The organism is Phreatobacter aquaticus (genome assembly GCF_005160265.1).
GTDB lineage: Bacteria > Pseudomonadota > Alphaproteobacteria > Rhizobiales > Phreatobacteraceae > Phreatobacter > Phreatobacter aquaticus.
Map to the genome: position 1 here is coordinate 2,815,374 of NZ_CP039865.1, position 14,488 is coordinate 2,829,861.

Annotated in this window: 9 protein-coding genes; 5 read left to right on the forward strand and 4 right to left on the reverse strand. The window is 65.3% G+C overall.

Annotation, left to right across the window (positions count from 1 at the left end; all coding sequences use genetic code 11):
- The first annotated feature begins 137 nt into the window (after positions 1–137).
- Genes E8L99_RS13235 through E8L99_RS13245 form a run of 3 tightly spaced genes read left to right on the forward strand, consistent with a single transcriptional unit; the run spans position 138 to position 5,165 of the window.
- The gene (locus E8L99_RS13235) at positions 138–818 is read left to right on the forward strand and encodes a response regulator transcription factor (RefSeq protein WP_137099984.1); all 681 of its coding nucleotides are present in this window, start codon (positions 138–140) and stop codon (positions 816–818) included.
- Complete coding sequence (locus tag E8L99_RS13240; protein ID WP_137099985.1) at positions 815–2,227, forward strand: sensor histidine kinase; 1,413 nt, start codon at positions 815–817, stop codon at positions 2,225–2,227. The genes E8L99_RS13235 and E8L99_RS13240 overlap by 4 nt, the downstream gene beginning before the upstream one ends.
- The gene (locus E8L99_RS13245) at positions 2,214–5,165 is read left to right on the forward strand and encodes a bifunctional [glutamine synthetase] adenylyltransferase/[glutamine synthetase]-adenylyl-L-tyrosine phosphorylase (RefSeq protein ID WP_252511105.1); all 2,952 of its coding nucleotides are present in this window, start codon (positions 2,214–2,216) and stop codon (positions 5,163–5,165) included. The genes E8L99_RS13240 and E8L99_RS13245 overlap by 14 nt, the downstream gene beginning before the upstream one ends.
- A 30-nt stretch (positions 5,166–5,195) precedes the next feature.
- On the opposite strand, the gene E8L99_RS13250 is transcribed toward E8L99_RS13245, so the two are convergent.
- From E8L99_RS13250 to E8L99_RS13260, 3 genes are all read right to left on the reverse strand, one after another.
- Complete coding sequence (locus tag E8L99_RS13250) at positions 5,196–7,430, reverse strand: sensor histidine kinase (protein WP_168201668.1); 2,235 nt, start codon at positions 7,428–7,430, stop codon at positions 5,196–5,198.
- Positions 7,431–7,724: 294 nt separating this feature from the next.
- Positions 7,725–10,364, reverse strand: coding sequence for an aminopeptidase N (pepN, locus tag E8L99_RS13255; protein WP_137099988.1), 2,640 nt, complete (start codon positions 10,362–10,364; stop codon positions 7,725–7,727).
- Positions 10,365–10,413: 49 nt separating this feature from the next.
- A complete protein-coding gene (locus E8L99_RS13260; protein WP_137099989.1) occupies positions 10,414–11,808 on the reverse strand; it encodes a cation diffusion facilitator family transporter in 1,395 nt (464 codons plus the stop codon).
- 137 nt (positions 11,809–11,945) lie between these two features.
- Here E8L99_RS13260 and E8L99_RS13265 point away from each other — a divergent pair, with 137 nt between their 5' ends.
- Together E8L99_RS13265 and E8L99_RS13270 are read left to right on the forward strand one after the other, a co-directional pair.
- Positions 11,946–12,767 carry an alpha/beta hydrolase gene (locus E8L99_RS13265; RefSeq protein ID WP_137099990.1) on the forward strand — a complete coding sequence of 274 codons (822 nt, stop codon included), beginning with the start codon at positions 11,946–11,948 and terminating at the stop codon, positions 12,765–12,767.
- Positions 12,768–12,834: 67 nt separating this feature from the next.
- A complete protein-coding gene (locus E8L99_RS13270; protein ID WP_137099991.1) occupies positions 12,835–13,191 on the forward strand; it encodes a c-type cytochrome in 357 nt (118 codons plus the stop codon).
- Between the two features lie 78 nt (positions 13,192–13,269).
- On the opposite strand, the gene E8L99_RS13275 is transcribed toward E8L99_RS13270, so the two are convergent.
- Positions 13,270–14,487, reverse strand: coding sequence for an acyl-CoA dehydrogenase (locus E8L99_RS13275; RefSeq protein WP_137099992.1), 1,218 nt, complete (start codon positions 14,485–14,487; stop codon positions 13,270–13,272).
- Between the last annotated feature and the right edge of the window lies 1 nt (position 14,488).

Here is a 14,488-nt window from a genome sequence, read left to right on the forward strand (position 1 = left end):
GAATGGCAACCCCAGTCGCCCCCCGCCCTTCCCGGATCGTCTCGAGCGGGACGGCCGGACCTCAACCCCCGGCCGTCCCGTTTGGCGTTGATCCAGCTGACGAGCCGAGTGGCGAAGCGCCGCCGAGCGCGTATACGATGCGGGTCATGCGTATTCTCATCGTCGAGGACGACCGCGACGCGGCGTCCTATCTCGTCAAGGCCTTCAGGGAGGCCGGCCATGTCGCCGATCACGCGGCCGATGGCGAAACCGGGCTGGCGTTGGCCGAGGACGGCCCCTACGACGTCCTGGTCATCGACCGCATGCTGCCCAAGCGCGACGGCCTGAGCCTGATCGGCGAACTCCGCCGCAAGGGGCGCGAGACACCCGTCTTGATCCTGTCGGCGCTCGGCCAGGTCGACGACCGGGTCAAAGGTCTCAGGGCCGGTGGCGACGACTATCTCCCGAAGCCCTATTCCTTTTCCGAGCTTCTGGCGCGGGTCGAAGTCCTGTCGCGCCGCCGGGCAACCGGAGCTCCGGACACGCTCTACCGCGTCGGCGACCTCGAACTGGACCGTCTGACCCATCGCGTGGCGCGGGCGGGCGAGGAAATCCTGCTGCAACCGCGTGAATTCCGGCTGCTCGAATATCTGATGAAGAATGCCGGACAGGTGGTGACCCGCACCATGCTGCTTGAACATGTCTGGGACTATCATTTCGATCCCCAGACCAATGTCATCGATGTCCATGTGTCCAGGCTGCGGTCCAAGATCGACAAGGGCTTCGACCGGCCGCTGATCCACACCATCCGCGGCGCGGGCTATTCGGTGCGCGCGTGAACCGTCTGCGTACGCTGCTGAGCACGACGGCGTTCAAGATCATCGCCGCCTACCTGTTCATCTTCGTCCTGTTCGCGGGCGTGGTGATCGGCTCGCTCGGCTTTGCGACGCAGCGCCTGTTCACCGACCAGATCACCGAAACGGTCGAGGCCGAGGTGCGCGGCCTCGCCGAGCAATATGCGATCGGCGGCATCCGGCGCCTGGTCAATGTCATCGACGAGCGGGCCCGCCGCCCCGGTGCGTCGCTCTACATGGTTGCGACCTTCTCGGGTGAGGTGGTCGGCGGCAATATCGGCGATCTGCCCCCCGGCACGCTCGGCCTGCAGGGATGGATCGAGACCGATTATCGCCGGGCCGACGAGACCTCGCCGACCAAGCCGCACCGTGCGCTCGCCCAGGTCTATGGCCTGCCCGGCGGCTTCCGCCTTCTGGTTGGCCGCGATCTCGAGGAGCGCGATCGAATGCGCGAAATCTTCGGGCGCGGATTCAGGCTCTCGCTGCTCTTCGCGCTCGTGCTGGGGCTCATCGGCGCCTATTTCGTCACCCGGCGCGTGCTGAAGCGCATCGACGCCATGACCGAATCCTCCCAGCGCATCATGGCCGGCGATCTCTCCGGGCGCCTGCCGGTTGCCGGCACACGCGACGAACTCGACCGCCTTGCCGGCAGCCTCAACGTCATGCTGGCCCGCATCGAGACGCTGATGACCGGCATGAAGGAGGTCTCCGACAACATCGCCCATGATTTGAAGACGCCGCTGACCCGGCTGCGCAATCGCGCCGAGGAGGCGCTGCGCACGGCGTCCGGGGATGACGCCTTCAAGGCAGCGCTCGGCGGCATCATCGACGAATCCGACGGCCTCATTCGCACTTTCAACGCTCTGCTGATGATCGCGCGCGCCGAAGCCGGCAACCAGCGCGAGGGCATGGCGCCGCTCGATCTCGGCGAGGTGGTCTCTGGCCTCGGCGAGCTCTACGAACCCTCGGCCGAGGAAGCCGGCATGTCGCTCTCGGTATCGGCGGAGCCGGTCCGCATTCTCGGCAGCCGCGAACTGATCGGCCAGGTCGTTTCCAATCTCGTCGATAACGCGATCAAGTACGGCCGGACCGAAGGCAGCGATGCCCGGATCGAGCTCTCCGCCAGGGCCGAGGACGGCTTTGCGATTCTGACCGTTGCAGATCGCGGTCCCGGCATCGCGGAGGCCGACCATGCGCGTGTGCTCGAACGCTTCGTGCGGCTGGAGACAAGCCGCTCGCGGCCGGGTTCGGGCCTGGGCTTAAGCCTCGCCGCCGCCGTCGCCCGCCTCCATGGCGGCAGTCTGACGCTGGCCGACAATGGGCCGGGCCTCAAGGTCGTGCTACGTCTGCCACGCTGGGTGGACGAAGCAAGTCATGCGCATGGAAAAGTCTGATCGGAACGGCAAGCTGATCGACCGGATCGCCACGGCGCCGGTCCTGCCAAAAGGCATGACGGCAGCAAAGCTTCTGGCCGGCTATCTCGCCGGTATCGATGACGCCAATGCCGTTGCCGGGCTCGAGACCTGCTTCAAGGCGCCCAAGGCCCGCGCGTTGGTTGCGGGCATCCTGGCCCATTCGCCCTTCCTCACCAGCATTGCCCGGCACGATCCCCTGTTCCTGCTGTCCGCCCTGGATGAGCCGCCGGAAGACTGTTTCGAGCGACTTGCCAATGAGGCCACATCGGAATGCCGTGCCGCGCCAGACGATGCAGCGGTCGGGTTGGCCTTGCGGCGCTTCCGCTCGCGGGTCGCCCTGCTGGTCGCCATGGCTGATATCGGCGATGTCTGGCCGTTGGAGGCGATCACCGGCGCCTTGACCCGCACGGCCGATCTCGCCGTCAGTGAGGCGGTTGGCCACCTGCTGCGCGAACTGGCGGAAGCCGGGACTTTGCGGCCGGCCGATCCCACGGCGCCGGAGCGCTGCTCCGGCTATATCGTGCTGGCCATGGGCAAGCACGGCGCCCATGAACTGAACTACTCCAGCGATATCGACCTCATCGTCTTCTTCGATCCGGACAAGGCGCCGTTCAAGCCGGGGAAGGAACCCCAGCCGGCCTATATCCGCCTGACGCAGCGGCTGGCCAAGATCCTGCAAGAGCGCACTGCCGACGGCTACGTGTTCCGCACGGATCTCAGGCTTCGGCCCGATCCGGGATCAACCGCGATCGCCATCTCGGTGCCGGCAGCGCTCCACTATTACGAGACCCTCGGCCAGACCTGGGAGCGCTCGGCCTTCATCAAGGCGAGACCCTGCGCAGGCGACATCGATGCGGGTGTGGCCTTCCTGCGCGAGATGGAGCCCTTCGTCTGGCGCCGCTATCTCGACTACACAGCCGTTGCCGATGTCCATGCGATGAAGCGGCAGATCCACGCCTTCCGCGGCCATGACGCCCTGGCGGTCGAAGGCCACAACATCAAGCTCGGGCGTGGCGGCATCCGCGAGATTGAGTTCTTCGTCCAGACCCAGCAGCTGATCGCCGGCGGTCGCAATCCGAGCCTCAGGGTCAAGGATACGCTGACCGGGCTTGAGCGCCTGCGGGAGGCCGGCTGGGTCAAGCCGGACACACGCGAGAAGCTCGAACAGGCCTATCGGTTCCTGCGCAAGGTCGAGCATCGCCTGCAGATGGTCGCCGATGAGCAGACCCACAGCCTGCCGGAGGCGGCCGAGGACGTCGAGCGGATCGCCCGCTTCCTTGGCTACAAGGGGCGTGCACAATTCGCGGAAGCCCTGACGGCTGAATTGCGGCCGGTCGAAGCGGCCTATGCCCAATTGTTCGAGAGCCTGCCACCGATGTCCGAGGTCAAGGGCAACCTCGATCTGCTGGCGGATCCCCCAAAAAGCTCGACCCTGGCCGCCCTCGCCGATCTTGGTTTCCAGGAGCCGCCGGCGGTCATTGCGACAGTCAGAGCCTGGCAGGGCGCACGCACCGGCGGCCTCAGGGCCCGGGAGGCCCGCGACCGGGTGGCGGAACTGGCACCGGCATTGATCGAGGCCCTGTCGCGTACAGGCGATGCCGATCTGGGCCTCCGCGCCTTCGACCGGCTCCTGACCCGCCATTCCCAACCCATCGAACTCCTCGCCCTGTTGCGTGCCCATCCCGATCTGCTCGAACTGATCTCGCAAATCCTTGGATCGGCGCCGCGCCTTGCCGATCTGCTGGGGCGGCGGGCTCACGTGCTGGACGCGCTCCTGGAGCCGGACTTCTTCGGTGACCTGCCGACGGACGCGGACCTTGTCCGGCGGATCGCCGCAACCATTGCGCTCGCCCGCCATCCCGAGGAAGTGCTCGATCGCGTGCGCATCTTCGGCCAGGAGCAATTGTTCCTGACCGGCGTTCGGGTCCTGGCCGGCACGGTTTCAGCCGAGGCGGCAGGCCAGGCCTTTGCCCGGTTGGCGGAGCAGCTGATCGTCGCGCTCTATCGGATTGTCAGCGATCAGATGATCGAGGCGCATGGCCGCATCAAGGGCATGCGCACGGCGGTCCTCGCCATGGGCAAGCTTGGTGGCCGCGAGATGACGGCGGGCTCCGACCTCGACCTCATCCTCCTCTATGACCACGATCCCGACGAGTACTCCTCGGACGGCAAGCGGCCGCTGGTCGGCAGCCATTATTTTGCCCGCCTGACCCAGCGGCTCGTCAGCGCCTTGTCGGTGCCGACGAGTGAGGGGGTGCTGTACGATGTCGACCTGCGCCTGAGGCCGTCAGGCCGCTCGGGTCCGGTTGCAACCCGGCTCGAGAGTTTCCGCGCCTATCAGGCGAACGAGGCCTGGACCTGGGAGCACATGGCGCTGACCCGGGCGCGGGTGATCGCGGCAAGCCCCGGCTTCGGCGAGGAGGTCGAGGCCGCCATTCGCGAGGTGCTCGCTGCCAAGCGGTCGCCCAAGCGCACGCTGGGTGATGTCATCGACATGCGCACCGCCATTGCCGAGGACAAGGGCGACGATGAGCGCTGGGATCTCAAATATGTCCGTGGCGGGCTGATCGACATCGAGTTTGTCGCGCAGGCGCTGCAGCTCGTCCATGGCGCCAAGCACCCGGAAATCCTCGACCAGAATACAGCCCGTGTTCTCGACAAGGCGGCTCAGCTGAAGCTGGTCAAGGCGCAGGACGGCGACACGCTCAGGGCGGCATGCCGGCTCTATCAACGCCTGACCCAGATCATCCGGCTGTGCCTGGTCGATGGCTTTGATCCCTCAACGGCCGCGCCGGGCCTGAAGCGCCTGCTGGCGCGCGCTGGCGAACTGCCGGACTTCGCGATCCTCGATGCCCATGTGAGCGAGGTCCAGAAGGCTGTCAGGAAGGCCTTCGTGCAGATTGTCGGGCCGGTCTGAGGCCAGGCGGCTCGTATCGCTGTTGCACTATCAAGCCGCGCGCTTCGACGCTGTCTGCTCGATGGTCAAGCCGGCAGGGCCGTCGATCGGCAGACGAACGACGACTGTGGTTCCACGGCCTTCGGTCGACCTGATCTTCAGAGAACCCCCATGCATTTCCGCCAGCGACTTGGCGATGGCTAGGCCGAGGCCGGAGCCCTTGTGGTTCTTGGAGAACTGGCTCTGGACCTGTTCGAACGGCTTGCCGAGGTTGCGGATGGCATGGCGGGGGATGCCGATCCCGGTGTCCTCGATCGCCAGTGCCACCACACCACGTGCCTTGCGGGCCCGCACCGACACCATGCCGCCCACAGGCGTGAACTTCACAGCATTCGACAGGAGGTTGATCGCGATCTGCTTGATCGCCCGCCGGTCAGCGAGGATTTCCATGCCCTCGGGAATCTCGGCTTCGATGATGATCTGCTTGTCGGATGCCATCTTGGCGACGACGCGCATGGCTTCATCGAGCATGTCCTCCAGGCGGGTCGGGCAGGGCTGGAGCTTGAGGCGACCGGCCTCGATCTTCGACATGTCGAGGATATCGTCGATCACCGACAGCAGGAAATGGCCGGAATCGTAGATGTCCCGGGCATATTCGCCATATTTTGACACGCCGATCGGCCCGAAATGGCCTTCCTTGAGGATTTCCGAGAAGCCGATGATGGCATTGAGCGGCGTGCGGAGCTCATGGCTCATATTGGCGAGGAACTCGGACTTGGCCTGGTTGGCCTCCTCTGCGCGGGTCTTTTGCTCGCTGTACTTCTCGGCCAGTTCGGCGAGCTGCTGGGTCTGGATTTCCAGGGCATATTGGCTGCGTTGGAGGTCGGCGATGCTCGCCTTCAGCCGCTGCTCGCCAGCCGTCAGTTCGCTTTCGTGACGCTTCAGGTCAGTAATGTCGGTTCCGACCGACACGAAGCCACCGCAGGCCGTGCGCCGTTCGCTGATCTGCAGCCAGCGACCATCGGCGAGATGAACCTCGAGATCGCGGCCGCTGATCTCTTCGCGGGAGTCGAGTACGCGTCCATCGACAACCTTGGCGCCACCGCCGTTGGCCAGCGCTTCGTGATAGTGCAGGCCAGGGCGAGCGGCGTCCTCGCTCAGCCCATTGAGCTGGCGGAACTTGGAATTGCACACCACGATCCGCTCCTTGTCGTCACAGACGACGAAGGCTTCCGAAATGGTCTCGATCGCTTCGCGGATGCGCAGATCGGACGCCGCGTTGCGTTCGGCTGTTTCGACCTGTTCCGTGATGTCGACGATGATGCCGACGAAGCGGGATTGCTTCACGCCGGCAATCGACAGGCCACGACCGCGTGCGCGCAGCCAGTGCCAGGAGCCGTCGACGTGGCGCATCCGAAACTGGAAGTCGACGGGCTGCCGGGGATCGAGGTCCTTCATGCTGACAATCGCGCCGAGATAGGCGTCGTCAGGATGCAGGAGGGGTTCAAGCTCGGAGATGGTGACCAGGCCCTCGCGGCCTTCCATGCCGAGCAGCTCGAACATGGATGCGGAACAGAAGAGCTGGCTCGACCCGATCTGCCAGTCCCACAGGCCGCACCGGCCGCTTTCCAGGGCTGCGTCGATGGTTGCGCGGGCATTCTGGTTGATCATGTCAGCCGTCACGGCGCGAACCGTCTGGACGTGAAAGGCGGCGCCGAGAATGAGCAGCAGCAGGCCTGTCGTCGCAAACAGGGTGCCGGTGAGCAGGGCCGACCTCATCCAGGCGGCAAGCGCATCTCCGGCATTCTGGATCACGTAGATGCGACCCATTGGCCGGTCGAGCGCCCGCGATGCGACGATGGCATCGGTGCCGTCCACGAGCGTGAGGGTCGGCGCGGTTCCGGCGCTCGATTGATGGTGAACCGTCTCGACAGAATCGCCGAGGATGTCGGCGATATCACGCCCAACGAAGAGCGGGCGTGCCGACAAGGGCGCCACCGCCACGATCCTGCCGTCGCTGCCCGTGGCGAGAACGAAGCGGTTGGGATAGCTGACGGCTCGGGCCGGGATGGCGTCTATCGCGATCTGGCCATTGGCAATGCCAAGGGAAGGATGAGCGGCGATGCTGCGGTCGATCTCGTCGCCGAGCGTTGCCGCTGTGGCTGAGAGGTCTGTCCTGGCCGAGGCCATGGCATCGACGCGACCGTTATAGATCTGAAGGATGGCGCCGGCGCCCATCACGACCAGGAAGGCCAGGATCAGGGTCGGCACAAGTCGGCGAAGCAAAGGCTCGTAGGGGGCGAGCCATGTCTCGATCGATGCATTGATCGGTCGCTTGAAGCCACGCAACCCATGAGCATGATTCCGCGCTTCCGCGCTGGGCGCTGTGATGCGCGCCATCGGCGGTACCCCCGTCGAATCTGGATGATTTCAGTATCTCGCGGGGCCGAAAGCCCCCTCGAATCACCCTGATAAGAATCGATTTGGGCTCGTGCTGTCTAGAGTCCGCGAATCGGCAAAACGGAAATATTTCGTTAACGCGATAGGAAGACAAACCCCAAGACAATCAATCGGATGGAGTCAGGCGAGCGATCGGTCCACGATGTCGCGAACATCGGGCGAAAGGCCGTCGGTTTCGCTCACGCGCTTGAGCGCAGCCTCTGCCTTCGCACGGCGCGCCGGCTCAAGCGCCCGCCAACTCTTGAAGGCCCCGAGAAGGCGGGCGGCAACCTGGGGATTGCGTGTGTCGAGCCCGATGACGACCTCGGCGAGGAAGTCATAGCCCTGGCCGTCGATCCGGTTGAACTGCGTGGGATTGAGGCTCGCGAAGCTTCCGACAAGGGAGCGAAGCCTGTTGGGGTTGGTCGCGTGGAAGCCGGGACGGCTCATCAGCGCTCGGACACGATCGAGCGTGCCAGCCTCGGGAATTCCTGCCTGCAGCGCCAGCCACTTGTCGAGGATCAGCGGATCGGTGCGGAACCGCTCCTCAAACGTTGCCAGCGCATCCTCGCGGTCAGACCCTTGATGCTGGACGAGTACGGCGAGAGCCGCGAGCCGATCCGTCATGTTGTCGGCTGCATGAAAGCGCCGGGCAACGGCGGCAAGACGCTCCGCATCGCCGGCCGCCGCCAAAAGGTCGAGCGCGACATTGGCCAGCGCCCGGCGGCCCGCGGAGATCGCGTCCGGAGAATAGCTGCTGGTTGGAGCCAGGCGCTCGATGAGTCCTGAGAGGCTGTCGCCAAGGCTCTGCGCCAGCGCGGTGCGCAGGGCCCTGCGTGCGGCGAAGATCGCGCTGGGATCGACATTGGTGCCGATCTCGCGGGCGATATCGGCCTCCGAGGGAAGTGTCAGGACCTGTGCTGCAAAGGCCGGGTCCTGTTCGGACCCCGCAAGGGCTGCCCGCATCGCCTCCAGCAGAATGTCGGGGGCGGGGGAGGCGCCGCCGGAGCGGACGGCTTCGCTCGCGTCAGTGAGGTACTGGGTCGCCAGCGTCTGCATCGCCTGCCAGCGATTGTAGGCGTCGCTGTCATGCCGGGCGAGGAAGGCGAGGTCCTCTCTCCGCAGATCGGTCTTCAGGCGGATGGGCGCTGAAAAGCCGCGATTGATCGACAGAACCGGTCTTGTCGGGTGCCCGGAAAATGTGAAGCGGTGGCGTTCCGCGTTGAGCGCAACGACGCCTGCAACCTGCTGGCCATCATCGGTCAGGAGCGGCCGGTCGACGCCATCCTCCCCCAACAGGCCGATCGCAAGCGGGATGACCATCGGCTCCTTCATCGACTGGCCGGGTGTCGGGCGAAGCGATTGGCGGATGTCGAGCGTGAACGTGCCTTCCACCGCATCGTGATGGGTCTCGACGCTCACGTCCGGTGTGCCGGACTGGCGATACCAGAGGAAGAACTGGGTGAGATCGCGGCCGCTGGCTTCAGCAAAGCAGGCGATGAAGTCCTCGACAGTTGCCGCATCGCCATCGTGGCGCTTCAGATAGAGATCGAGGCCGGTCTTGAAGGCTTCCGCACCGATCAGAACCTTCAGAACGCGGATGACCTCCGCGCCCTTCTCATAGACAGTCGGTGTGTAGAAGTTGTTGATCTCCTTGTAGATCTCCGGCCGGACCGGATGCGCGAGCGGGCCCGCATCCTCGGAGAACTGGGCGCTTTTCAGGAGCCGGACATCGGCGATCCGCTTCACGGCCCTGGAGCGCATGTCGGAGGTGAATTCCTGATCCCGGAAGACCGTGAGGCCCTCCTTCAGGCAGAGCTGGAACCAGTCGCGGCAGGTGATCCGGTTGCCGGTCCAGTTGTGGAAATATTCGTGCGCGATGATCGCCTCGATCTGCGCGAAATCCTGATCCGTGGCCGTGTCGGGCAGCGCCAGCACGTATTTGTCGTTGAAGATGTTGAGGCCCTTGTTCTCCATGGCCCCCATGTTGAAGTCGCCGACCGCGACGATCATGAAGATGTCGAGATCGTATTCGCAGCCGAAGACCTCCTCGTCCCACCGCATGGAGCGCTTCAGCGCATCCATGGCATAGGCGCAGCGCCCTTCCTTGCCGTGTTCGACATAGATGCGCAGCACCACCTCGCGGCCGGAGCGGGTGGTGAAATGGTCCTCCACATGGGCAAGATCTCCGCCCACCAGCGCGAACAGATAGCTCGGCTTGGGATGTGGATCATGCCAGACCGCGAAGTGGCGGTTGTCCTCAAGGTCTCCGGTTTCGACGAGATTGCCGTTGCCCAGCAGCACCGGCGCCAACGCCCTGTCAGCCTCGATCCGCGTCGTATAGACGGCGAGCACGTCCGGCCGGTCGGGGAAATAGGTGATGCGGCGGAAGCCCTCCGCTTCGCACTGCGTGCAGAACGTGCCGGAAGACCGATAGAGCCCCATCAACTGCGTGTTGGCCTCTGGGTTGATGCGGGTCTCGATCTCGAGAGCAAAGGCGCGCGCCGGCGGATTGAAGATCGTCAGGCGCTCGGGTGTCGCCTCAAACCCCTCTGGGGGCAGTGCCACGCCGTCAACCGATAGCGAGACCAGCACCAGGTCATCGCCGTCGAAGACCAGCGGCGCGCCGGCGACGCCCTGCGGATGTGGCACGACGTCGATACGGGCATTCACGCGGGTGGCAGTCGGATCCAGCGCAACATCGAGCGCAACCGTCGTCACACTGTGGTTGGCGACGCGATATTCGGAGAGCCTGACAGGCTGGGCCTGATCGGTGCGCATGACGGATGATCCTGCAAGCGGCTCAAGGGGCCGCGGATGTCGGCCGAGCCTAGGGCGCAGTGGCCGGGGAGGGAAGGGAACGGGTCGGTTCCGTATGACCAACCACCCGCACCACCTTCGGAAAGGCGCGCCGGAAGCGCCGCTCGACCATGTCCACGGCGTCATGGACGTCATTCACCGGCAGACCTGGATTGGCCCTGCAATGATAGTTCACCACCAGCCCATGCCGGGTCTGGCGGGCGCGGACGCTGTGCACATCGGTGATGGTGCCGACCTCCGCCGCAAGCGACGAGAGGCTGGCGGTCAATTCGGCGAGCAGGGCCGGATCGCAGTCGGTGCCAGCCAGCATTTCGACCTGGAGCGGCTCGATATGCGTTTCCACCTCCACCTCGGTTCCCAACTCGCCGCGGATCGCCTGCTCCAGATGGCTCGCGACGTCGTGAGCCTCCCCCAGTGACAGCGCGCCGTCGACCTCCAGATCGAGCCCGATCGACAGCTTGTCGCCGAGATGTTGCACGGTGACATGGTGCACCGCGAGGCTTTCCGTCCGCGCTGTCAGGTGCACACGCTCCATCACGGTCTCGTCGTCGAGGGCGATCGGATTGGCGGTGACGGTTGCGACGGTGCCGGCATGCGCCGCCTCGGCGGCGCGCGCCACCGACGCCTTGATTTGCGCGACGCGTTCCAGCGGCAGCGTGCGGTTCACCGCAACGATGATCTCGGCCAGCACCTCCGCACCCGCCTCGCGAACCCGCACCTGCTCCAGTTCCACGACCCCTGGCACTGCTTCCACGGCTTCCTGGATCGCTTCGGTCGCGCCTTTCGGAGCGCGATCCATCAGGGCGTCGATGGTCCGCTTTCCAAGCCTGAAGCTCATGACGCAGATCATCAGGGCAACAATGATCGCGGCGATCGCATCGGCAAGCGGAAAACCCAGCCAGACGAAGCCGAGACCTGCCAGAACGACCGCCGAACTCGCCATATCCGCGGCGAAATGCAGCGCGCCCGATTCCAGCGCGTGGCTGCCGGTCTCCGCCGCGATCCGGCTCATCACCCTGACACGCCAGAAGTCCACGGCGATGACGCCGATCATCAGGCCGGCCATGATCGGCGTCACCTCGACGGCATGGCCACCGCCGGTCAGGCGACGCACGGCCTCGGTGACGACGATGCCGGACACGAGGAACAGGAATGCCGTCTCGGCCAGTGCAGCCAGCGATTCGACCTTGCCGTGGCCGTACTGGTGGTCGTCATCGGCGGGCTTGTCGGCAAGCCGCACCGCGTAGAAGGTGAGCAGGGTTGCGGCCGTGTCGACCAGGCCGTGGGCTGCCTCTGCCAGGATCGCAATCGACCCGCTGGCAAGGCCGACGGCGAATTTCGCCGCGGTCAGCACGACTGTGATGAGGATGGACGCGAGCGCCGCTTTTTGCTTGATCGAAGCCATGGGATCGGATCCGGACGGTGCCAGCGCTACCCGTTACGGACTGCGCCGCAGCCGGTCAATGCCGCGCCCCCAAAACTGTTGTCGCCCTGCCAAAGTCGGCGAAGGGCTGTGGAATTCACCTGCTGGGATCTCCCGCCATGCCGATTGATCTGGAAGTCGAATATAACAACCGGGCACGGGTGCCGGAGCATCCGGCGGTGATGGCAGGCTGGGCGGCGGATGCCGCGGCCTTCCGCGCCTCCAGGCCGGACGCCCAGCTGGACCAAGCCTACGGGCAGGGCGAGCGACACCGCTACGACCTGTTTCCAGCCCCCACGCCGCGTCCCGGCGCACCCGTCCTGCTGTTCATCCATGGCGGCTACTGGCAGGCGCTCGACAAGTCCTGGGCAAGCCATATGGCAAGGGGTGCCAATGCCCACGGCCTGGATGTCGCGGTGATGAGCTACGACCTCTGCCCCGCGGTCCAACTGGGCGACATCGTCGACCAGGCGATCCTCTGCGCCCGCGAGCTTCACAAGCGGACGGGCCGGATGGTCCTGCCATTCGGGCATTCGGCAGGCGGACATCTCGCCGCCTGTCTGGCCGGTGCCAACTGGTCCTGGATCGGCGAGGCCAAGCCGGTCATCGCCGCAGCCATGCCCATCTCCGGCCTGTTTCACCTGTCGCCTCTGCTGCAGACCTCGGTCAACAAGGCGGTCGGGATGGATGTCGGTGCCGCTTCCCGCATGTCGCCGCTGGTCTGGACCCCGCCGGTCGGTCTCAAGGTCACGGCCGTGGTCGGTGGCGACGAATCCAGCGAATACCATCGCCAGACGCGCGCGCTGGTCGAATGCTGGGGTGCGGCGGGTGCCGAGACGAAGGAGATCGTCGTACCGGGTGCCAACCATTTCACCATCATCCTGCCCTTCGCAGATCCGCAATCGGCGTTGACGGCGGAGCTTGTGGCGCTGGCGACTTGAGGGACCGCAAGGCGGCGCGGATGCCGGTGAACCATGCTGGCGCAAATCAGCATGGAGAATCTGGCCGATGGTCCGCTTTGGCGCGCTCGCACTTGTGTTTCTGGCTCTCTCGCCCCCTGCGGAGGCCAGCGACCGCCGCCATCGGCAGAACGCCCTGATCGAGCGCGGGCGTACGCTGGTGCGCGAGAACTGTTCGCGCTGCCATGCCATTGACCGCACAGGCACGAGCACGTTCCAGGGAGCTCCGGTGTTCCGGGAATTGTGGCGGCGCTATCCCGTGGATGTGCTCGAGGAGGCCTTGGCCGAAGGCTTCTCGGCCGGCCACCCGGCCATGCCCGAATTCACCTTCTCCGGCGAAGGCGCGGCCGCCATCGTCGCCTATCTGATCTCGATCCAGACGCGTCCACTGCCGCGTCCACGCTGACCGCGTGTGCGAGTGCCCGCAACGACAAAGGCCGGCCCGAAAGGGCCGGCCTTTTCGTGATTCTGGTCGAGTTTCAGATCAGAAGAACGCCTGGATGCCGGTCTGCGCGCGGCCGAGGATCAGCGCATGCACGTCATGGGCGCCCTCATAGGTGTTGACCGTCTCAAGGTTCACCATGTGACGGATCACATGATATTCGGCCGAAATGCCGTTGCCGCCGTGCATGTCGCGCGCCATGCGAGCGATATCCAGCGCCTTGCCGCAATTGTTGCGCTTCAGCAGCGAGATCGCCGGCGGGGCCGCGGTGTGGTCGTCCATCATGCGGCCGAGACGCAGCACCGAATGAAGCCCGAGCGTGATCTCGGTCTGCATGTCGGCAAGCTTCTTCTGCACCAGCTGGGTGGCAGCCAGCGGCCGGCCGAACTGCTTGCGATCCAGCGTGTACTGGCGGGCACGGTGCCAGCAATCTTCGGCAGCGCCCATGGCGCCCCAGGCGATGCCATAGCGGGCGCGGTTGAGGCAGCCGAACGGGCCGGACAGGCCCTTGGCATTCGGCAGCATGTTCTCGGCCGGCACGAACACGTCGTCCAGCACGATCTCGCCGGTGATCGAGGCGCGCAGCGACACCTTGCCCTCGATCTTCGGGGTGGTGAACCCCTTCATGCCGCGCTCGACAATGAACCCGCGGATGCCGTCGTCGGACTTCGCCCAGACGACCGCCACGTCGGAGATCGGCGAATTGGTGATCCACATCTTCGAGCCCTTGAGCACGAAGCCGCCATCGACGCGGGTGGCGCGGGTCTTCATCGACGACGGATCGGAGCCGGCATCGGGCTCGGTCAGGCCGAAGCAGCCAACCCATTCGCCGGTCGCGAGCTTCGGGAGATATTTGCGGCGCTGCTCGTCCGAGCCATAGGCATAGATCGGATACATGACGAGCGACGACTGCACCGAGCACGCCGAGCGATAGCCGGAATCGACGCGCTCGACCTCGCGGGCGATCAGACCATAGGCGACATAGCCGAGATCGGCGCCGCCGAACTCCGAGGGGATGGTCGCGCCGAGCAGGCCCAGTTCACCCATCTCGGTCATGATCTCGCGATCGAACCGCTCCTCAAGGAAGGCCGACGTCACGCGCGGCAGGAGCTTTTCCTGGCAATAGTCGCGCGCGGTGTCGCGCACCATGCGCTCTTCCTCGGTGAGCTGGCTGTCGAGGTTCAACGGGTCTTCCCAGTTGAAGTCCTCGTTGTCCTTCACATAGGAGCCGGGGGCGGTGTGAAGTGCTGCAACCGACATG

Excerpts from the sequence above, each read along its gene's own strand:
- E8L99_RS13235 (WP_137099984.1), top strand. The coding sequence starts at position 138 with ATGCGGGTCATGCGTATTCTCATCGTCGAGGACGACCGCGACGCGGCG.
- E8L99_RS13245 (WP_252511105.1), top strand. The coding sequence starts at position 2,214 with ATGGAAAAGTCTGATCGGAACGGCAAGCTGATCGACCGGATCGCCACG.
- pepN (WP_137099988.1), bottom strand. The coding sequence starts at position 10,364 with ATGCGCACCGATCAGGCCCAGCCTGTCAGGCTCTCCGAATATCGCGTC.
- E8L99_RS13260 (WP_137099989.1), bottom strand. The coding sequence starts at position 11,808 with ATGGCTTCGATCAAGCAAAAAGCGGCGCTCGCGTCCATCCTCATCACA.
- E8L99_RS13265 (WP_137099990.1), top strand. The coding sequence starts at position 11,946 with ATGCCGATTGATCTGGAAGTCGAATATAACAACCGGGCACGGGTGCCG.
- E8L99_RS13270 (WP_137099991.1), top strand. The coding sequence starts at position 12,835 with ATGGTCCGCTTTGGCGCGCTCGCACTTGTGTTTCTGGCTCTCTCGCCC.
- E8L99_RS13275 (WP_137099992.1), bottom strand. The coding sequence starts at position 14,487 with ATGTCGGTTGCAGCACTTCACACCGCCCCCGGCTCCTATGTGAAGGAC.